Origin of the sequence: Alteromonas gracilis (assembly GCF_002993325.1) — a bacterium.
GTDB lineage: Bacteria > Pseudomonadota > Gammaproteobacteria > Enterobacterales > Alteromonadaceae > Alteromonas > Alteromonas gracilis.
Genome location: NZ_PVNO01000029.1, coordinates 44,414 through 64,655, shown reverse-complemented (window position 1 = coordinate 64,655; position 20,242 = coordinate 44,414). Strand labels below are relative to the sequence as shown.

21 protein-coding genes are annotated in these 20,242 nt (G+C 45.0%); 12 read left to right on the top strand and 9 right to left on the bottom strand.

Annotated features, from left to right (window positions below; translation table 11 throughout):
- The first annotated feature begins 99 nt into the window (after nt 1-99).
- From C6Y39_RS15790 to C6Y39_RS15770, 5 genes are all read left to right on the top strand, one after another.
- On the top strand, nt 100-1,353 hold the full coding sequence (locus C6Y39_RS15790; RefSeq protein ID WP_105932205.1) for an HlyD family secretion protein: 1,254 nt from the start codon (nt 100-102) through the stop codon (nt 1,351-1,353).
- Between the two features lie 2 nt (nt 1,354-1,355).
- On the top strand, nt 1,356-3,548 hold the full coding sequence (locus C6Y39_RS15785; protein WP_240618918.1) for a peptidase domain-containing ABC transporter: 2,193 nt from the start codon (nt 1,356-1,358) through the stop codon (nt 3,546-3,548).
- The gene (locus tag C6Y39_RS15780) at nt 3,535-3,846 is read left to right on the top strand and encodes a helix-turn-helix domain-containing protein (RefSeq protein ID WP_105932204.1); all 312 of its coding nucleotides are present in this window, start codon (nt 3,535-3,537) and stop codon (nt 3,844-3,846) included. The genes C6Y39_RS15785 and C6Y39_RS15780 overlap by 14 nt, the downstream gene beginning before the upstream one ends.
- A 47-nt stretch (nt 3,847-3,893) precedes the next feature.
- A complete protein-coding gene (locus C6Y39_RS15775; RefSeq protein WP_105932203.1) occupies nt 3,894-4,106 on the top strand; it encodes a hypothetical protein in 213 nt (70 codons plus the stop codon).
- Between the two features lie 109 nt (nt 4,107-4,215).
- Entirely contained in the window at nt 4,216-5,187 is a 972-nt protein-coding gene (locus tag C6Y39_RS15770; protein WP_105932202.1) for an ATP-grasp domain-containing protein, read from the top strand.
- A 214-nt stretch (nt 5,188-5,401) separates the two neighbouring features.
- On the opposite strand, the gene hslU is transcribed toward C6Y39_RS15770, so the two are convergent.
- Together hslU and hslV are read right to left on the bottom strand one after the other, a co-directional pair.
- On the bottom strand, nt 5,402-6,730 hold the full coding sequence (gene hslU, locus C6Y39_RS15765; protein WP_105932201.1) for an HslU--HslV peptidase ATPase subunit: 1,329 nt from the start codon (nt 6,728-6,730) through the stop codon (nt 5,402-5,404).
- Nucleotides 6,731-6,812: 82 nt separating this feature from the next.
- Nucleotides 6,813-7,337 carry an ATP-dependent protease subunit HslV gene (gene hslV / locus C6Y39_RS15760; protein WP_014950969.1) on the bottom strand — a complete coding sequence of 175 codons (525 nt, stop codon included), beginning with the start codon at nt 7,335-7,337 and terminating at the stop codon, nt 6,813-6,815.
- A 301-nt stretch (nt 7,338-7,638) separates the two neighbouring features.
- Here hslV and C6Y39_RS15755 point away from each other — a divergent pair, with 301 nt between their 5' ends.
- Nucleotides 7,639-8,259, top strand: a complete 621-nt coding sequence (locus C6Y39_RS15755; RefSeq protein WP_105932200.1) for a DUF1294 domain-containing protein — start codon at nt 7,639-7,641, stop codon at nt 8,257-8,259.
- On the opposite strand, the gene C6Y39_RS15750 is transcribed toward C6Y39_RS15755, so the two are convergent.
- The 3 genes from C6Y39_RS15750 to priA form a co-directional block, all read right to left on the bottom strand.
- Nucleotides 8,256-8,996, bottom strand: a complete 741-nt coding sequence (locus tag C6Y39_RS15750; RefSeq protein ID WP_105932199.1) for a hypothetical protein — start codon at nt 8,994-8,996, stop codon at nt 8,256-8,258. The genes C6Y39_RS15755 and C6Y39_RS15750 overlap by 4 nt on opposite strands.
- Before the next feature lie 85 nt (nt 8,997-9,081).
- Nucleotides 9,082-9,660, bottom strand: a complete 579-nt coding sequence (locus tag C6Y39_RS15745) for an SPOR domain-containing protein (protein ID WP_105932198.1) — start codon at nt 9,658-9,660, stop codon at nt 9,082-9,084.
- Between the two features lie 131 nt (nt 9,661-9,791).
- Nucleotides 9,792-11,981, bottom strand: coding sequence for a primosomal protein N' (gene priA, locus C6Y39_RS15740; RefSeq protein ID WP_105932197.1), 2,190 nt, complete (start codon nt 11,979-11,981; stop codon nt 9,792-9,794).
- Nucleotides 11,982-12,411: 430 nt separating this feature from the next.
- Here priA and rpmE point away from each other — a divergent pair, with 430 nt between their 5' ends.
- Nucleotides 12,412-12,624 carry a 50S ribosomal protein L31 gene (gene rpmE, locus C6Y39_RS15735; protein WP_014950975.1) on the top strand — a complete coding sequence of 71 codons (213 nt, stop codon included), beginning with the start codon at nt 12,412-12,414 and terminating at the stop codon, nt 12,622-12,624.
- Nucleotides 12,625-12,793: 169 nt separating this feature from the next.
- Here the strand turns inward: rpmE and C6Y39_RS15730 are convergent, their stop codons facing one another.
- Nucleotides 12,794-13,111, bottom strand: a complete 318-nt coding sequence (locus C6Y39_RS15730; protein ID WP_105932196.1) for a hypothetical protein — start codon at nt 13,109-13,111, stop codon at nt 12,794-12,796.
- A gap of 597 nt (nt 13,112-13,708) precedes the next feature.
- On the opposite strand from C6Y39_RS15730, the gene C6Y39_RS15725 reads away from it, so the two are divergent.
- A complete protein-coding gene (locus tag C6Y39_RS15725) occupies nt 13,709-14,944 on the top strand; it encodes a malic enzyme-like NAD(P)-binding protein (protein WP_105932195.1) in 1,236 nt (411 codons plus the stop codon).
- Between the two features lie 169 nt (nt 14,945-15,113).
- Here the strand turns inward: C6Y39_RS15725 and metJ are convergent, their stop codons facing one another.
- A complete protein-coding gene (gene metJ, locus C6Y39_RS15720) occupies nt 15,114-15,446 on the bottom strand; it encodes a met regulon transcriptional regulator MetJ (protein WP_105932194.1) in 333 nt (110 codons plus the stop codon).
- A 160-nt stretch (nt 15,447-15,606) separates the two neighbouring features.
- Between metJ and metF the strand changes: the two genes are divergently transcribed.
- Together metF and C6Y39_RS15710 are read left to right on the top strand one after the other, a co-directional pair.
- Nucleotides 15,607-16,494, top strand: coding sequence for a methylenetetrahydrofolate reductase (gene metF / locus C6Y39_RS15715; protein WP_105932193.1), 888 nt, complete (start codon nt 15,607-15,609; stop codon nt 16,492-16,494).
- A 219-nt stretch (nt 16,495-16,713) separates the two neighbouring features.
- Entirely contained in the window at nt 16,714-17,598 is an 885-nt protein-coding gene (locus tag C6Y39_RS15710; protein WP_105932192.1) for a virulence factor BrkB family protein, read from the top strand.
- Between the two features lie 101 nt (nt 17,599-17,699).
- Here the strand turns inward: C6Y39_RS15710 and C6Y39_RS15705 are convergent, their stop codons facing one another.
- Together C6Y39_RS15705 and C6Y39_RS15700 are read right to left on the bottom strand one after the other, a co-directional pair.
- Nucleotides 17,700-18,338 carry a DUF2959 domain-containing protein gene (locus C6Y39_RS15705; protein ID WP_105932191.1) on the bottom strand — a complete coding sequence of 213 codons (639 nt, stop codon included), beginning with the start codon at nt 18,336-18,338 and terminating at the stop codon, nt 17,700-17,702.
- A complete protein-coding gene (locus C6Y39_RS15700; protein ID WP_105932190.1) occupies nt 18,335-18,577 on the bottom strand; it encodes a hypothetical protein in 243 nt (80 codons plus the stop codon). The genes C6Y39_RS15705 and C6Y39_RS15700 overlap by 4 nt, the downstream gene beginning before the upstream one ends.
- A gap of 188 nt (nt 18,578-18,765) precedes the next feature.
- Between C6Y39_RS15700 and pip the strand changes: the two genes are divergently transcribed.
- Nucleotides 18,766-19,743: a prolyl aminopeptidase gene (gene pip, locus C6Y39_RS15695; RefSeq protein WP_105932189.1), complete on the top strand. Its 978-nt coding sequence runs from the start codon at nt 18,766-18,768 to the stop codon at nt 19,741-19,743.
- Complete coding sequence (gene dtd, locus C6Y39_RS15690) at nt 19,740-20,177, top strand: D-aminoacyl-tRNA deacylase (RefSeq protein ID WP_105932188.1); 438 nt, start codon at nt 19,740-19,742, stop codon at nt 20,175-20,177. The genes pip and dtd overlap by 4 nt, the downstream gene beginning before the upstream one ends.
- The last annotated feature ends 65 nt before the right edge of the window (nt 20,178-20,242 follow it).

Genomic DNA, 20,242 nt, shown 5'->3' with positions numbered 1-20,242 from the left:
GTAAGGAAGCGGCAGCCAGATACCTTTCTATGCGGGACACAAAAAGAACTTATTAACCATCAATAACAATCAACCAGACCCTCAGTACAAGGATAGACGATGAGAACAGGACTATTTAGAAAGGAAGCCGTGGATGAACAATCAAACACACTCGACGGCAGTTTTTTAATGACACCCAAACCTGTCTTTTCGGCTATTGCCCTTCTACTCATTGTCTGGATAGTTGCGGTGATCATTTACCTGAACATGGGTAGTTATGCCCGAAAGACCTCGGTAAATGGATGGCTGGAGCCTATCCACGGTGTATTTAAGCTCTATTCTGATACTCGTCGAGGTAAAGTGATTGATGTACTAGTTCAAGATGGTGAGCAAGTAGAGGCAGGCACACCGTTAATCACGGTTGATTACAGTAATAGTGATGCATCAGGTAATCCCGTGAGCATCCAACTGCTTAGAGAACTTGAAGCTAAACGTGAGCGAACGTTAGAAAATATTTCTCGCCTGCGGGCACTTCATCTTGCTCAAGCCAAAACTTTGAGCGACCAGTTAGCACAGGCAAAGCGCACATTAGATGACTTAGACGCTATCGTTGCACTTTCTGAGACCCATTGGAACATGGCGTTTCATCAATGGGAAACAGCACAATCTCTCTTAAATAAAGGGCATATCAGCCGTGCCGATTTTGAAAACCATACGCTTCAGCGGTTGACCGCAGAGCAACAGCTGACGCTGGCTAAAAAAGACAGACGTATAGAGCAGACAAATATTGCAACGCTACAACATGAAATCGCAACGCTACCTAAGCGCCAGGACAATGAGATAGCGAATTTGGAAAACGCGCTGAGCGATCTTCAGCAGCAGATTGTGAGTCATAAAAGCAGTGCAGAAGAAACTATTTATGCGCCTCGCAGTGGGCAAGTGTCTGGTCTGCGTGTAAAGAAAGGTTACACCGTTGACAACGCGCGCCCTTTGCTGACTTTACTTCCTGTCAATTCCGATATCCAGGCGCGTATCGCTGTACCGGTTCGTTCAGCGGGCTTTTTGCGTGAAGGGCAAGCCCTACACATTCGCTACGACGCTTTTCCCTATCAAAAGTTTGGCGTGCAGACGGGTGAAATTACTAATATCTCTCCCTCCCTGATCCTGCCAGGCGAACTTATCGACGTACCGATATCCATAAACGAACCTGCGTATCTGGTCACCGCAAAGATAAGCGCTAACGAAATATTAGCTTACGGTAACAACATTTCGCTTAAAGCCGGTATGACCTTCTCTGCTGATGTGCATCTCAGTCAACGCACCTTAATGGAGTGGTTGATGGAACCGATTTATAGCATTAAAGGGAAGCTTTAAGTATGACCAGCGTTACCATGAATCTCGTCTCAACCACGCTTCACACAAAGCGGCGCGTTCCCGTTATTTTGCAGAGCGAGGCGGCTGAGTGTGGACTAGCTTGTATGGCCATGATTACCCAATATTACGGCGATAAGCGAGATCTCAATGCACTGCGACACACCATGTCTGTGTCACTTAGAGGCAGTACGTTAAAGGATGTTATGCGAGTTGCCAGCGACTTTGGGTTTCAAAGCCGTGCCATTAAAATTGAAATGGAACACCTTGCGCAGCTAGCCTGTCCCGCCATATTGCATTGGAATATGAATCACTTCGTTGTACTCACCAAAGTAAAAGGTGATGTGATTACTATTCATGACCCAGCACTCGGGGAGAGAAAGCTCACATTCGATAAAGCATCCAAATGCATAACAGGTATTGCGCTTGAAGTATCACCTACAGACACGTTTTCACCTAAAACGTCTTCGCCGCGCCTAGGACTTTCTCAATTTTTTACGCGCACCACAGGGTTCAAGCGCAACCTGATCACCTTATTCGCCCTATCCATTGTGTTGCAACTATTTGCATTGGCAGCACCTTATTACATGCAAACAGTGGTCGATGATGTACTGATTTACAACAACGAAGCGCTGTTAAAGGCCCTTGCTATTGGGTTTGCTCTTCTTCTAATTATTGAAACTTTTACATGCGGCGTTCGAAAACTGGTTATTTTATCGGTGTCTTCTCGCCTTCAGCTTCAAATGTCGGCGTCGGTATTTAAGCACCTACTTTCACTTCCCCTAGATTATTTCGATAAGCGCCATATCGGTGATGTAGTCTCACGTTTTGGCTCGCTAGCAAATATCAGAGAATTCTTAACGACTGGCGTAGTTACCGCATTGCTGGATGGGCTCATGGCCCTGGTCACGTTGGCCGTAATGATGCTGTACTCGATAAAACTTACCCTTGTCGTCGTCGCTATCATGTTGGTGTATTTATGTATTCGGCTAGGGCTATTGCCGCTAATCAAGCGACTTACCACGGAACGTATTGCCCTGGCCGCATCAGAGCAAAGTCATTTTATGGAAAGCGTTAGGGCTATACTGCCTATTCGGGTCTACGGACAAGAAGTGCAGCGCCACGGACACTGGCAGAACAAGCTAGTAGCGACGTTAAATAAAGATATTACCCTTGGCAAAATTAATATCGGCAGCACCCTCTCAAATCAGCTTTTATTTGGCGCTGAGAACCTGGTGGTTGTGTATGTTGGTGCAAGCCTGGTAATGGAAAATACGCTTTCAATCGGGATGTTGCTCGCGTTTATAGCTTACAAAACCCGCTTCGTGAATGCGCTGGACGGCGTAGTCAATAAACTGATTGAGTTAAATATGCTCGGCGTTCACTTGACTCGTCTCAGCGATATCTTGTTTACACCTGCTCAGGCAAAGCCAAATACTCTCTTAGCAAATACTATTAGTTCGTTTAGTTATACCCATGCGCTCTCATCAAGCACACCGTCTAATACCACAGCGCTTCACGCTAATTCTTTAGGGTATCGCTATAGCGCGTCGAATGAATGGGTATTCAGGCATATCAACCTTTTAGTTGAATGTGGCGACATCGTTGCCATTATTGGCGATAGCGGCTGCGGAAAAAGTACACTGTTAAAGTGTTTAATGGGGCTGTACCCTTTATCAGAAGGTAGCGTGAATTATGATAACGTCAAACGCCCAGTCATCGCTTCGGTGTTACAAGAAGACACTTGCTTAAGCGGTACAATCGCACAAAACATCTGCTGTTTTGAGCAAGCGGCCGATTTTAAGAAAATGGTTCATGCCGCACATCTTGCCTGCATACACGAAGAAATCATGAAAATGCCCATGCAATACCACTCACTCGTGGGCGATATGGGCAGCAGTTTAAGCGGCGGCCAAAAGCAGCGACTGCTTCTTGCCAGAGCCCTTTATCAAAACCCAGACATACTGTTTTTAGATGAAGCTAGTAGCCATTTGGACATGGCTAACGAAGCGCAAATCAATCATCACCTCAAATCTTTAAATATGACACGAATCATTGTGGCTCATCGTCCACAGTCTATCGCCATGGCAGACAAAGTTTATCGTCTGGCAGACGGCATCTTACATCCATGCTCTCCCGCAGAAGTATCTGGAGCGCAATATCAGGTAAACACGGAGAAATCTAATGAAAGACCATGAAATAAGAGAACCTGCGGTGTTGATGACAGCCGCTGAACGTTTGCAGATAGATGCAAGTGGTATTACCGCTTATGGCAGCGTGATCCCAATTGATTGCTTATCTAAACGGGAGTTACAAGTTGCACACAAAATTATGGAAGGCTGCTCTAACAAAGTAATCGCCTCAGAGTTATTCATCAGTGAAAGGACCGTAAAGTTTCACTGCGCCAATATTTACAAAAAGCTCAATATATCAAATCGTTCTGCGCTCATTGCAGGGTGCTTTAGAACGCTTTACCAAGAGGCAACTTCACTTTAGGTGACATTGTCTTGTTACTCAACACGCCACTACAAGGAGCGTACACTATGAAAAACCATCAACATCAACTAAGTCATAAACAACCTACAGCCGGTTACCCTGTGCAACTTGCAGAAGCCCAACTTTTTGAGGTATCCGGAGGCTTGCGGGCTCGATTGATTGAAAGTCCCCCCGCTATAGTTCCTGAACCTAAAGAGCCCGTCTACATTACCTTGGCTATTGGAGAGGGCGGCGGCGAACTTCCGGATATATTGTCTTAATCCTCACTCTATATGCTTTAACAACATATGTATGCCTTTAGCGGTATGTGCATGCATGTGTTGTTTTTATCACCCGTAGTTTTAAGTTTTCCTCGAGCAAGGAGCGCAAATGCACGTCGCATTATTAGGAAGTGAACAAGACCCTCAAATTCAGCACATTGCACGGGCTTTACAACAAGGTGACATCCCATTTTATATTGCCAATACACGTTATTTTGGCGCCACTTGGACTATCAGTTACGACCCCGATTTTGATGACGGATTAATTCATTTTGACTCGTCGTTGTTATGCGATAAACCCAGGGTCACCTTTTCAAATACCCAAGCTGCCTACTGGCATGAATATCTACCGGGAGCTTTACCAGACGCCGATACTCAATGTACGAACATGGACAGTAATATGCCGGATAAACCCAGTAGCGCGTATGAAAATTACGGCTGGACCGAACAGGAGCGCGCAAGCACTTTGCTGTGCTGGTTTAGCTATGCCAACATCAAATGGGTAAACTCTATCGACGCTGTTCGTAGCCATCAGTGTAAGCCTTATCAATCTCGTATTGCTGGCAAACTCGGCGCCCACATTCCTTATTCGTTTGTAGGCAATGCGCCGGAAGTCGCCACTCAGTTTTGTAACAACATGCGAGACGTCGTTTATAAGCCCGTGCGCGGCGGAAGAACCGCACAGTTCGTTAATAAACAACCGAACATGCGGCCCTTACTTAATACCTTACTCAGTGAGCGACCGGTGACTTTTCAGAAATATATTGAAGGCACAAATATCAGAAGTTACGTGTTAGGCTGTGATGTACTTAGCGTTCAGATTGACTCAGAAGAACTGGACTACCGGAACGACGATAACGCGAGCATATCAGTGGCAATAATTCCAAACGAGGTGCAGCGTCTGGCCGTTAAAATTTGCCAAGCGTTAGGCATGCATTGGTGCGCAATCGATTGGCGTAGAAGTGCTAAGGAAAAATACTTTTTTTTAGAAGCTAATCCGAGCCCCTATTTTTTAAAAGTAGAAAACGATACTGGTTTGGATATAACAGAAAAGCTAGTGGCATTACTGTTAAAAAATTAGTCGTTATAGCATGGTGGTTAGAAGCTAAACGCTTCAATGACAACAGATGTCGTCTTGAAGAGGTCGAAAACCATTGAGAAAAGTTGAAAATTAGGGCCTACATTATTTGAACAAAAAAGCCGAACTCACTTATAAGTTCGGCTTTTTATAATCTATTTATGTAGAGTGTTAGCCCATAATCCAACGATCGGAGAAATCTCTACTTAGCGTTAAATTACAAAATAAAACGTGACAGGTCTTCGTTATCCACCAAGGTTTCTAAGTGGCTGTTAACGTAGTCTGCATCAATCACGAACGACTCACCGCTTTTCTCTGAAGCATCAAACGAGATATCTTCCATTAAACGCTCAAGAACAGTGTGAAGTCGGCGGGCACCAATATTTTCGGTGCGCTCATTCACCTGCCATGCCGCTTCCGCAATGCGCTGTATACCCGAATCATCAAAAGTAATATCAACACCTTCGGTTTTCATTAGCGCGATGTACTGGTGCGTTAACGACGCATTTGGTTCAGTAAGAATGCGCTTGAAGTCGCCGACTTTAAGCGCCGATAGCTCAACGCGAATAGGGAGACGACCCTGAAGCTCTGGAATAAGGTCCGACGGCTTACTCATTTGGAAAGCACCCGAGGTAATAAACAAGATATGGTCAGTTTTCACCATACCGTGCTTGGTTGATACCGTTGAACCTTCCACAAGCGGTAGCAAGTCACGCTGAACACCTTCGCGAGACACGTCTGCAGACGAGTTGCCTTCGCGCTTACAGATTTTGTCAATTTCGTCGATAAACACAATGCCGTGCTGCTCTACCGACTCAATGGCCTTTTCTTTCAAGTCTTCTTGGTTAACAAGGCGTGCCGCCTCTTCCTCAATAAGCAGCTTGAAAGCTTCTTTAATTTTCAGCTTCTTCTTTTTCTTCTGCGAACCGGACAAGTTTTGGAACATGCCTTGAAGCTGGTTGGTCATTTCTTCCATGCCTGGAGGCGCCATGATTTCCACGCCCACCTGCGGAAGTGCCACATCGATTTCAATTTCTTTGTCGTCTAGGTCGCCCTGGCGAAGCTTCTTGCGAAATGCCTGACGTGTACCGCGATCTTCAACGTTTTCTTTATTTCCCCATGCATCTTCTGGTGGTGGAAGTAATACGTCTAAAATGCGCTCTTCCGCAGCTTCTTCCGCGCGGAATTTCACTTTTTTCATTTCGTTTTCTTTCGTCATCTTCACCGCAATATCGGCGAGATCACGAATGATGGTCTCGACTTCTTTACCTACATAGCCCACTTCGGTGAACTTTGTTGCTTCAACTTTGATAAAAGGCGCGTTAGCAAGCTTTGCTAAACGGCGAGCAATCTCAGTCTTACCTACCCCCGTAGGGCCAATCATTAAAATATTCTTTGGCGTAACTTCTTGGCGCAGCTCTGGTTCAAGCTGCATACGACGCCAGCGGTTTCGAAGTGCAATAGACACAGCGCGCTTAGCATCCTGTTGACCGATAATATGACGGTCTAACTCGTGAACAATTTCTCTTGGTGTCATTTCAGACATGAATAAACCCTTATCTAACAAGTACTCGCTTTACCAGTTTCAAAGCTGTGGCAGCGAGCTGATAACAGCGTTACGCTATTACTTAGTAATCCAGTACATCAACTGTTTGGCTATGATTGGTGAATACGCAAATATCGCCAGCAATGGTCAGCGCCTTTTCAGCAATTTCTTTGGCGCTCAGTTCAGTGTTTTCAAGTAGTGCCGTAGCCGCAGCTTGCGCGTAGTTACCACCAGAGCCAATCGCAATAAGATCTTGTTCTGGCTGCACGACATCGCCGTTACCGGTAATGATAAATGATGCAGTTTCGTCAGCCACGGCAAGCAAGGCTTCTAACTTGCGTAGCGCTCTATCGGTTCGCCAATCTTTAGCAAGCTCTACTGCTGCTTTGGTTAAATGGCCTTGGTGGGCTTCAAGCTTAGCCTCGAAGCGCTCAAATAGCGTAAATGCGTCGGCTGTACCACCCGCAAAGCCCGCTAGAATTTTGTCGTGGTACAAACGGCGCACCTTGCGCGCATTACCTTTCATTACGGTATTGCCCAGTGATACCTGTCCATCACCGGCCATTACCACTTGATTCCCACGTCGTACAGATACAATCGTTGTCACGTTAATTCCCCGTTTAGCTGGGCGCTGCCGCATTATATGTGTAGCTTTTTGCCTCACTAAGGCAGCAGCGTAATAATTCAATAACAAATAAGTGGGGGGAGGCGTTTTAATTTCAAGGGTAAGAGTGAATAATGTGCGCTCAAAGCTTTCTGCGCTAAAGGCTTATTGCAGAGGTTATCTATTGAGTGCGCTATTTATTGCATACATACTCTCATCAGTTATGCCTGTGGTTATTTGAAGAAATGTCCAAGCAGTAAAATGAAGTTGTAGTAGCGACGCGAATGGCAGTAAAGGAAGGGTTATGAAGTATCAGGGAAGAATTAAGCAGTGGGATGATGTCAAAGGTTTTGGTTTCGTCGAACCTAACGGCGGTGGTATAAGAGCGTTTGTTCACATAAAGGCATTTAAACAACGCTCCAGGCGCCCCATCAATGGCGATATCATTATTTATGAAATAGAAAAAGATAAGCAAGGTAGCCACCGCGCTCACAACATTAGTTTGCTAAAAGAATACAAAGCAAAACGCTCTAGCGCTAATAAGCATACCTCACAAACAAAGCGAAACGTTATTCTACTAAGCATATTTTGCAGTGTACTTGCCTTGCTAACATTGTCGGGTCAGTTACCTGCCGTACTATCGATTGTTTATGGAGCGTTGAGCTTAGTTACCGTGCTCTTTTACGGTATTGACAAATTTGCGGCAAAAAACAACATGTGGCGTATTTCAGAGGCAAAGCTTCACTTATTGAGCTTAACAGGAGGCTGGCCTGGCGCATTGATAGCTCAGCAATTGTTTAAACACAAGCGCAGCAAATCGGCATTTATGAGTGTTTATTGGATAACGGTTGTGGTTAACCTGATTGTGCTCGGACTAATTGTGTTTGAAGTTGTTGATGTACAGGCAATCATGATTGAAATTTAGCGAAATCGATACTCTTCGATTTCAAAACCAAAACCACTTTCATGGCCCTGTACATAAACCCAACCTTTATTTGGTAAACGTTTGTGCTCATCTTGACTTAAGCATAAGCGACCATCGGAAAAGGTTTCGCTCTCTTGTAGCAACAGCGAGTGTCGACAGTGTTTAGAACCGCTTCCTTTCTTATAAGCTATTTTTCGCTCTACCTCTTGTTTATCAGACGCTAAATGCAGGGTGTAGGGCAATGCCGTATCAACAAAACTCAAGCTTAAGAAAAATACCAGAAACGGCATACCGAAAACTGTTATTTTGCCGCGGAAATCTTTAGTCACGAATTGTGCGTGTCGCTTATCGATATAGATAGAGAAGTAAAAGAGGGCACTATAAACAACAATGAGCAGCAGAATGGCCCATGTTGAATTGTCTAGCCATGCATTAATCACTAGAAAATCAGTAAAAACTGTTATGAACATTGCGCCAATAAGTATTAAAAAGGTAACGTTTGAGATGCGTGTTATCAGGTGTAGTTCAGACCATTTAGGTCGAGTAAAATGTTCATCCTGATGGACGCTATCCGTATCATCCTCAGATGGCAACATTGCTCGCTTTGAAGCGAGCTGTTTCTTCGCTGCCTGGTAGCGCTCTGGAAAGGCATCCTTATCGATATTTTCTAGAACGTCCTCAAGCTCTTCTATGCTATAAGCGGCGTAGTCGGGTTGCTCGGTAGTGGCAATACTCATTTAAACTTCCTTGTAAATGCATTCCTTATATACACTCTATTTCTGCGCTTTACGCAACGTATCGCATGTTACCTAATATGAAATGCTACAAATTCCAGTACCAAATTTGGCAAGTCGCTATGTTCACTTTACGCAGACTGTGCTTTGCTTTTTCCGCATCCCTTTTCGACTCGTAAGGGCCTAAAATAACGCGAAACCATTCACCGTTGCTGCCAGAGCTTTGTTTAATCAAAGCTTCTAAACCTTGGAACGCAATTTTAGCTTTCATCTCTTCAGCCTGAGCACGTGTTCTAAACGAGGCGCACTGCATTAAATAACGCTTATCGGATTTTTCCTGCTCTTTTACTTCTACTTCAACTTCATACCCTGGCAGGGTTTTTATGTATTCCCACTCTTCTTCGGGCAATTCAGGCAATGACTCTTCCGTTGGCGCAATGGGGCGAGATACTTGTGTATCTACATCTTCTTCAACGTTATCTTTGATTGACCATAAAAAGACACCGAAGCCAATCACAAGGGCAAACACACCTACAATTCGAATAATGGGGAGCTTAGCGGCTACCGCTCCGTTTACCTGAGCGTTTCCAGCAGGCTTTCGACCTTTTGCTGAAGGCTTCTTTTTTTGGGTAGAGCGTCCACGAGAGACATAATCGCGTTGGGCCATAGTCGGCTATATTCCTACTTGTTATCGTTGTTCGTATTCGTAAGGAAACGTCGTAGTTCAAATTTGGCGAAGAAAAGTGTTTATCACACCTTCCACTGAGTGGAAATTTTAACGTATTGCTACTCAACAAGCTAACTGAAATCGGTAGGATCTATATCTATTGACCACCTTACCTTCATTGCCTGTGGCAACGCCTGTAAAAATGGCAGTGCCAAACGTAGCGCGTTATGAAGCGGCGCTCGCTTTTCATGGCTGCATACCAGCATAAATCGAAACCGGCCTTGCCGCTTTTCAATCAAACAGGGAAACGGACCGTTTATTTCAACGGCGTGTTGTTGATTGAATACCTGTTTGCATTCGCACAAGAAGTGATAGGCCAAACTGCTGTCGCTGGCTTCGGCACGAATAACGAATTGACTTGTAAAGGGTGGAAGCCCTGCCGCTTTTCGCTCCATGAGCGCATGTCTGGCAAAATGCCCGTAGCCATTGTGCACCAAGTCTTGTAATAATGGGTGGTGAGGATTCAGGGTTTGAAGCCACATCTCTCCTGGTTTGCTAGCGCGCCCTGCCCTCCCCGCTAGCTGAGTAACAAGCTGAGCAAGTTTTTCTGGCGCTCTAAAATCAGCACTAAATAATGCGCCATCGCAATCCAATACCGCGACGAGTGTTACATGCGGAAAATGATGACCTTTTGATAAAATCTGAGTGCCAACCAGCAGCTGATATTCTTGCCGGTTTATTGCATCAAGGGTTTGGTGAAGCTTGTCTTTTCCCCGCACGGTGTCGCTATCTATGCGCACTTGTTTAACGCCAGGAAATAGGTTTGAAAGGCCTTGCTCAACCTGCTCAGTTCCAGTTCCAGCTGTTACAAGCTCAGAATGGTGACACGCCTCGCAGTTCGACGGCATCGAACGCATACCACCACAATGGTGACATTGTAGCCGGTTTTGTGATTTGTGAACGGTATACGGGCGCTCACAACGCTTGCACATTACGGTTTCACCACAGTGATGACATAGCAGCGCTGGCGCATAGCCTCTTCGGTTTACAAATACTAATACCTGATTACCTGCACTGATATGTTGACGCATAATAGTCAACAGGCCTTGCGAAATACCATAATGAATTGGCTGATCGCGGGCATCTAAAACGTGCTGGTGCGTACTTCTCGCGCCGCCAGCACGCTTGGTCAATTGTAAGTGTGCATAGCGACCAGTTAATGCATTATTTAGCGTTTCAAGTGCCGGAGTGGCGCTACCTAAAAGAAGTGGAATGTTGTGCTGCTTGGCGCGCATAGCAGCAAGATCCCGCGCGTGATAACGCAAGCCATCTTGCTGCTTGAATGACTCATCATGCTCTTCGTCTACAATTAGCATGCCGGGGTTGTTTAGGGGAGTAAAAATAGCCGAACGTGTACCTATAATGATACCGAGCTCGCCAGCCTTGGCTCGCTGCCAAACGTGCAGCCGTTCTTTATCAGAAAGCTGAGAATGCAAAACACCCACGGCTATGCCAAACCGCTTTTCAAAACGAGACACCGTTTGCGGCGTAAGTCCGATTTCTGGCACAAGAATAAGGACCTGCTTACCCGCACGCAACAAAGGCTCGATAGCCTGTAGATACACTTCTGTTTTACCGCTACCGGTAACCCCTTCAAGCAAACTTACCGCGAAGTTGCCTTGCTGACGGTTAAGCGCGGCAATAGCAACTGACTGCTCAGTGTCTGGAATTGGTTTTTCAGACACTGATAAAGAGGCAAGCCAACTGCCCGACTTAAATTCAGGTGCCACTTCTTCGATACTTGCCAGCGACTTTTCGACGAGCGCTTTGACCGCAGGTGCTCCATACTGCTTGCGCGCCTGCGAGGCTAATAAGGCACCACCAGCCAGTGCCGTAAAACAGGCTTGTTGTTTAGGAGCACGCGATAACATGTCTGCAGCCGTTTGCTTACCTTCTTCGGTAAGCATTAGCATATCTTGCGGTGTAGGGGCCGCCGACTCACCTTTGCGCAGTAAAACAGGCAACATGGCGTGCAAAACTTCACCCGGCGCATGATGATAATACTGCCAGAGCCACTGGGCCATTTTCAGTAACACATCATCTATAACAGGATTGTCATCAAGTACCGACTCGATGGCTTTTAGCTTATCGACATTATCAATTTTACTTTCAGGTTTTTGCAGTGTTTCAACGACCACACCCACTAACTTACGTGGGCCAAAAGGCACAACTACCCTCACACCTGCAATTAGTGCGCTGTCGTGGGTATATGTGAAAAGTTGGCGCAGTGGCACTGGCACGGCAACTTGGATAAAGGCCATTGCGAACGTTCTACCTTATTTGATGACTTTTACAGCGCACTCTGCGCTTACCGAACTCTCAATAATGGGCTACTTATATTGAAATCACTTACACGACTAGGCCTACCTGCTTAGCCTAACATTGCAGAAATTTGCGCTGCTCACAGCACAGTTTATTACTAGCCCGTATTGCCTTAGTCTTGTACGACAAATATTTAAACATACTTTACGGTTAAGCATGAAAGGAATGTTTTGGTTTGCCCTTCTTGTGTCGCGTCCTTGTTTAGCAATTAGTCAAAAACCGCTTGATCAAGCCCCTCCCATCCTTTATTATGCGCCGCTCTTTTTGCGATAGGCTGTTCTTTGAACGACTTATCATTTGAATTAAGTAACGTATGGTGTGCGACTTCGGGTTGTATAGCGATACGGCCTTATTATGTGAGGTAACCCAATGAAACAAGATATCCACCCTAAATACGAAGAAATCACAGCAACTTGCTCATGTGGTAACGTAATGAATATTCGTTCTACGCTTGGTAAAGACATCAACCTAGACGTATGTTCTTCATGCCACCCATTCTACACTGGTAAGCAACGTAACGTTGATACTGGTGGTCGTGTTGATCGCTTCAAGAAGCGTTTCGGTGCGTTGGGCAAAAAGTAAGCCTGATATCGAGTTTAAAAAAGCGCCTTTATGGCGCTTTTTTATTGCTTAAATTATTTCTATTTTGATGGTTTATACCAATCCGCATAGATAAGTGCCCACTCAGAAGGCACAGGCAAGTTTCCTAGCGAAACGTGGGAATGCAGATACCAAGCACCTTCACTTGACGTTAATGGACGCTATCTCGCCGCGACAGATGCTTTTCCCAGTCACCCCTACTGCTACTGTTACAAGCTTCTTCGCTATCAAAATGTATGGCTTGTGCCTTCGATTTAACTGAGTCCAAGGCAATATTCACTTCATTGATGAACCAAGTATCCCATCCGCTACTTAGCGCCTTTTTTCTTGCTTGCTCAGTTGTGAATACCGCCACTACCTGTGGCGTTCTCCAGTGACCAGTATGAGTTAGCCAAACAAAGCCATTGTCACCTTGCTTCGCCGTTTCACAAACATCGGTAAGAACGGCAATTAATTTTCTTTCTGTCATTTGTTAACTCTCCGCGGAGCGTTCCCCCATAAATGAGTACATTTGCATTAACTTTAATGTCATTTTATCAAACAAAATAGGCGCTTAAAAAAGACGATGGTTTTCACCGTACAATGCTAAAGGCGCTTGGATATCGCTGAAACAAACATTCGTTTTAGTCGCACTCGGTCAACGCAACGTTAAAACCCAAGCCATCTCAATAGATCAACCGAATGAAGCAGCCTGTCAAAATAAATAATATGAATGACAATTATAGCGGTATTTTACTGGTCTAATTAGTACGTCTCACCTACATTGGTAAATGAGAATTCTGATCAGATATGTACACAGTAATTAGCTGTGTTAGAGTTGCCAACGGCATACTAATAGTGAGTATTAATACTGTGAATAATAGCTCAATAGTAGCCTTCTGGCGCTTTAGGTACGACACACATCGTTCAGTACTAACTCTGGCGCTAGCAATTGATTATAAGACGTTTTTAACTGCTTAGTTGTATTGCGCTCACGTTAATTTATCTATACCTACAACAACAATAAAATAGCGACAGACCGAGGGCAAAACACCGATGAACCCTACATTCAAGGATACCATTTTACATGTCAGATTTTAGACAACGCGCACTCGATTATCACGCTAAACCTACCCCTGGAAAAATCCGCGTTGAGCTGTCCAAGCCGGCCGATAGTGTCGATGACCTTGCTCTTGCCTATAGCCCAGGCGTGGCCGAGCCGGTCAGAGAAATCGCTGAAGATGCCGATAACGCTTATAAATATACGGGTAAAGGTAACTTGGTTGCCGTTATAAGTAACGGAACCGCTATTTTAGGGTTGGGGAATTTAGGACCACTGGCATCGAAACCTGTAATGGAAGGCAAAGCCCTGCTTTTCAAGCGCTTTGCGGGGCTTGATGCTATCGATATTGAAGTAAAGCATCGCACGACAGAAGAGTTTATTAATACAGTTGCCAACATCGCTGATACCTTCGGCGGAATTAACTTAGAAGATATTAAAGCGCCAGAGTGTTTTGAAATTGAGCAAGAGCTTATTAAGCGTTGCAAAATTCCTGTGTTTCATGACGATCAGCACGGTACAGCTATCGTAACTGCAGCAGGTATGCTTAACGCGCTAGAGATTCAGGGTAAAAATATCGAGAGCGCTAAAATTGTATGTATGGGTGCAGGGGCTGCCGCGGTTGCCTGTATGGAGCTGCTTATTAAGTGTGGTGCTCAGCGCGAGCGTATTTACATGCTTGATAGAAAAGGCGTCATCCATACTCGTCGCGAAGATTTAACTGAACATAAAAAGCTCTTTGCTAATAATACCGACAAGCGGACGTTAGAAGATGTTATGGAAGGCGCAGATATCTTTGTTGGCGTATCAGGACCAGATGTTTTGCCACCAGAAACGCTGGCGCTAATGGCTGAAAATCCGATTGTATTTGCCTGTTCAAATCCAGACCCTGAGATAAAACCAGAACTGGCTCATGAGGTACGCAAAGACCTTATCATGGCCACAGGTCGCTCTGACTATCCGAATCAGGTCAATAATGTTTTATGTTTCCCGTTTATTTTCCGGGGCGCGTTGGATGTTCGCGCAACGGCAATTAATGATGAAATGAAAGTCGCGGCCGTAGAAGCCCTTCGCAGCATTACTAAAGAGCCGGTTCCCGAGGAAGTATTAGCGGCAAGTAAAAGCGACAGCCTGACGTTTGGTAAAGAGTATATTATTCCGAAGCCGATGGACCCTCGCCTTTGTGAACGCATTGCAACTGCAGTTTCTAAAGCAGCAATAGAGTCTGGTGTGGCACGTTTGCCCGAGAGCGCAAGCGAATAAAATTCAATCTTTTTGTCGTTGAAAGCTAAGTTAGCCATGCACAGACCTTAGCTTCTCAACACGGGCTGTATATCACTCATATTACATGCAGCAAAAAGCGACGCCTTTAGTGCAAAATTATTCTACAGTAAGGGCGTCGCTTTTTTATGTTTCAATAAGAGGATAACGTTTAGTCGTCTTCGGTTACGTTATTTTCGAAACTTGGGTCAATCCCCATCTCTTCCATTATACGTCTTGCTTCTGCCGGTACGCGGTTAGGGTTGTCTTTGCGCAGATCATCATCGTTTGGCAAAGGCTGCCCAGTAAACGCATGTAGAAATGCTTCACAAAGTAATTCCGAATTAGTCGCGTGACGCAAATTGTTTATTTGACGGCGGGTGCGCTCATCAGTCAGAGCTTTGAGTACATTAATTGGGATAGAGACAGTGACTTTTTTTACTTGTTCGCTTTTTTTGCCATGCTCTGCGTAGGGGTGAATATATTTGCCATTCCATTCTGCCATTGTGCTAACTCGGTCTACTCTTTTTATATTATGAACAGAAATTCTAAACAAGTTCACGAAAAGGTCAATTGAGCAGTGTAAACCTCTTGACGTCTAGACATATATTCTTTAATTTAGACGTCTAAACGTCCATAAGAACATATTTTTGAGAGAATAAACCATGGTTTCGTACGCGCAAGGTATCGATGCATTAAACCAGTCCCTGTCGGAACTGCGTGATATTGATGTATCTTTTGAATTTTTTCCGCCTAAAACGGAAGCCATGGAGCAAACCCTTTGGAAGTCGGTTGAGCGTCTAGCGCCGCTAAAGCCTAGCTACATGTCGGTAACCTATGGTGCAAACAGTGGCGAACGCGACAGAACTCACGATGTTGTTAAACGCATTCAGCAGCAGACAGGCGTAGCCGCAGTTCCTCATTTAACTTGCGTTGATGCGAGCCGCGATGAGCTTAAACAAATTGCTAAAGACTACTGGGATTCAGGTATTCGCCGTATTGTAGCACTACGAGGCGATTTGCCGCCGGGAGTAGAAAAAACAGAGATGTATGCCTCTGACTTAGTTGCACTTTTGAAAGACGTTGCCGATTTTGATATTTCTGTTGCTGCTTATCCTGAAAAACACCCCGAAGCGCCTAATGCCCAATTCGACTTGCTAAATTTAAAGCGCAAAGCAGAGGCTGGCGCTACGGAAGCCATCACGCAGTTCTTCTTCGATACTAGCGTCTTTTTGCGGTTCAGAGACAGAGCCGCTGCCGCTGGTGTAGATTTGGATTTAGTACCAGGTATTTTACCCGTAACCAACTACCAAACTTTGGTCAAGTTCGCAGGTTTTACGAACGTACACGTGCCTGGCTGGTTACATAAAATGTTTGATGGCCTTGACGCTGATGACCAAGCTACTCGTAACCTTATTGGTGCAAACATTGCCATGGATCAGGTTAAAGTGCTGGCAAAAGAAGGGGTAAAACACTTCCACTTTTATACATTGAACCGCAGTGAACTCAGCTATGCTATCTGTCACATGCTCGGTGTGCGTTCAGGTGCGTAAAACCAATCCGCATAAATAGTCACTTTGAGTGGACGAAACATTCAGACGAGAAGGCGCAGCTAATGCGCCTTTTTTGTATAAAGTTTATATTAAACTTTTGCCAGCGAGGCCGCCCCCAGTTACCATCTCAAATAACAAGTTATGAACTATCGATACCCATGGGCCTCAAATGAAGCTCCCCATACTCTTTCTTTATAAGGTATCGTCAGGAGAAGTTGAGTGGATTTAGACAAGGTTAAAACCTTATATAACAATGTTACCCCTCAGATGAGAGATCTTTTCAGCATTTTCATAAAGCGCTGCAAGGAAGATAATATAACTATCTCTGCCGGCCATTTAGCTTATGTAACGTTGTTATCTTTGGTGCCATTTATTATGGTGACCTTTACCATCATGTCTGCGTTTCCCGCTTTTGCGTCTGTGCGCAGTAAACTTGAGCACTTTGTTTTTAGCAATTTCGTGCCGACGGCTAGCGATGTAGTCCACAAATACATGACCGACTTTGTGGGAAATGCCTCTCAAATGAGCGCCATTGGTATCTTGTCGCTTTTGGTTGTTGCGCTCATGCTAATATCAAACGTAGACAAAACGCTTAACCGAATTTGGCGCACACAAAGTGACAGACCGATTGTGTATACCTTCGCTATTTATTGGATGGTAATCACCCTTGGCCCTATGCTTATTGGTTCAAGCGTAGTAGTCAGCTCTTATTTAACCGGTCTCGCGGCATTTACCGAAGAGTACACACCTGGGCTTGGAACATTTTTATTAAGTCTCGTGCCCAGCGGCGCTGCCCTCCTCGCTTTTGCCATTTTGTATATGGTGGTCCCAAACAGACGAGTTTATGCGCGACATGCTTTTGTTGGCGCTGTTGTTGCCACTATCGCTTTTGAAATAACGAAGTCTGGCTTTGCGCTCTACGTCACAAACTTTCCATCATATGAACTGATATACGGTGCTCTTGCCGTCGTACCCATCCTCTTCTTGTGGGTCTATCTATCATGGATAATCGTATTGTTCGGTGCAGAGTTCACCTGTAGTCTAGGCGAAGCCTTTGAGAACAAAAAAGCGGAAAATGAACCTCGCAAGGTACCTAAAGAGTAGTGTGTAGTTTCACGATAAACTGTAGTGAAAAAACACTCAGAGTGGGATTGTAGTTATAAAAAAGGGGAGCGTTGCTCCCCTTTTCTGTTAGTGCTTATTCTCTAATTTTTCATTGATGCTATGAAAGCATCAGACTCCGCTATAGCCGAGTTCATCTGGCCAATAAGCTGTGCAACGTTGTTTTCAATCGTTGAGAGCTCACCTTGCAGTGCACCAATTGCGCTAGCATTTAAGTTGTGCTTTAAGTACAACACATTGTCTTGCAGTGCGCTTAGTACTGGAGGCATTTTACTCTCAGCTTTTCGCATCGCCTTCATTAGTGAAGTGTAGCGACGCTGTGTTTCACGAAGCTTTGCTGAACTGTCACGTTTGAGCGAAGCATTCTCGTATTTTTCAAGCTCTTCTGACCATTCGTCAAACAAGGCTTCAGCCACACTCTCTACTTTATCAATACGCGCGCTGACCTCTTCTGACGCAGCAACACTGTCTTCGTACTGACTGTTGAGACTATCGTAGACGTCTTCTAGTTCGCCTCCATCAAATGCAACAGCAGCGCTAAAGGCCTCAAGGGCTGAGCTAAACTGCTCTTGTGCGTCTTCTTGAGAGTCTTTTGCGTTTTCTACGCGGTCAACTAAGATATCGCGCTTTTCGACGCCAACCTTTTCCCATGCTGCATAATAAGCAGACTGACACCCACTAAGGGCTAGCATAGCAACCAATGCCGATGCGATTAACTTCATGCGGTTACTCCACCTCTAAAACGCGCTGCGCTGATAATACTGATTAGGTGTAAGATGGCACCTAATGGCCAAAATACAATAGCAAGCACGACTGTTGCCGCGAGAGCATAGCAAACGCCAACTGCCACAAAGTAGAACAAGGCACCTAAAATTCGACCTTGAACCAAATGACCTAAACCAGGAATAAAAAAGTTACAAATTGCGGCGATTACATTACCGCCCGATCCTTGACCCGCCATATAAACATCCTCGCATTTATGACTATAATATGATTAGCTAGCACGTAATGACATTTGTCCTATAGTATACACTTTGTGTTTAACACTTAATATCTAAGCAAAAACAGCGTTGAAGCAGTCAGCACGCAAACGTTTGTATAACAATAAACTAAACTAAAACAGGCACTCACACAACGCGCAGAAACAAAATGAAACGACTTTACCCCGATGTTACCTGCTATGAGAATGGATTTATCGAAGTAGGAAATGGGCACTCGCTTTACTTTGAACAAAGTGGCAACCCAGACGGTATCCCCGTACTCTTTATCCACGGTGGGCCTGGCGCTGGCTTGCCACCTAACTATAAATGCTTCTTCGACAGTAATAAGTATCGCATAATCGGCTATGAGCAAAGAGGGTGTGGTCGCTCGACGCCTATTGCAGATACGCTTAACAACGACACATGGTTAAATGTTGAAGATATTGAGGCGTTAAGAACACATCTTCACGTGCCCAAATTACTCTTGTTTGGCGGCTCTTGGGGCTCTACGTTAGCGTTGCTGTATGCGCTTAAATACACCGACCATGTGACAGGGCTTATTCTTCGCGGCGTTTTTCTTGCCAGGCAAGAAGATAGAGACTGGTTTTTATCACCATCTGGATGTGCAGCCCAGTTATTTCCCGAACACTACCGAAGATTTATCAAAGATGTTCCCACGCCCGTCACGTCGAAAGCCGTTTGTGACTTTTACAGCGCAATGGTTCGCTCTAGTAATGATGTGCTTCGTCACGCCGCGCTTAAAAGATGGTATCAGTGGGAAGAGCGACTTTCGCGTCTATCACTGCCACCAGGCGTTGGTGACTCAACCACCCACTACCCTATGCATCTTGTTACCTGTTTAGCCACGCTTGAATGTCATTTCCTTTCCAATCAATGTTTTTTAGAAGAAAACTATATACTTGAAAACATAGGCAAAATAAGCCACATTCCTGGCACAATTGTCCACGGTCGATACGATATGATTTGTAAAACAGAAGCGGCGGAAACTCTCCATAAAGCATGGTCACAAAGCCAATTACAAATTATACCCGATGCAGGACACAGTACGTCAGAGCCAAGCATCGGCTATGCGCTGTGCCGCGCGACCCGCGATATGTCACGTTTTATTCAGGAGTTATCTAAGTGATAGGATTAATCCAACGTGTATCGCAGGCTAATGTAACTGTAGCCGGCGAAGTTATTGGCGAAATTGGTAACGGCATGCTTGTGCTGCTAGGCGTTGAAAAAAAAGATGGTGACGAAGAAATTGAAAAGCTTGCTAATAAACTGTGTCGCTATCGCATGTTCAATGATGAAGATGGGAAAATGAACCTTAATATTGAGCAAGTAGGCGGTGAGTTTTTAGTCGTATCCCAGTTTACTCTCGTCGCAGATACACAAAAGGGCAACAGACCCGGCTTTTCACGTGGCGCGTCTCCCGAACATGGTGAAGCCATTTACAAAAAGTTTGTTAATACGCTTAAAAATAAAGGCATGACCGTGGCCACGGGCGAATTTGGAGCAGACATGCAGGTTGGTCTTATCAATGATGGTCCAGTGACATTCCAATTCAACGTGTAGCGGCTTCTTATCTACACAGAGGGGCCAATCTCTTCTGCAAACGCCCTTATCTGCTCCTACAAATA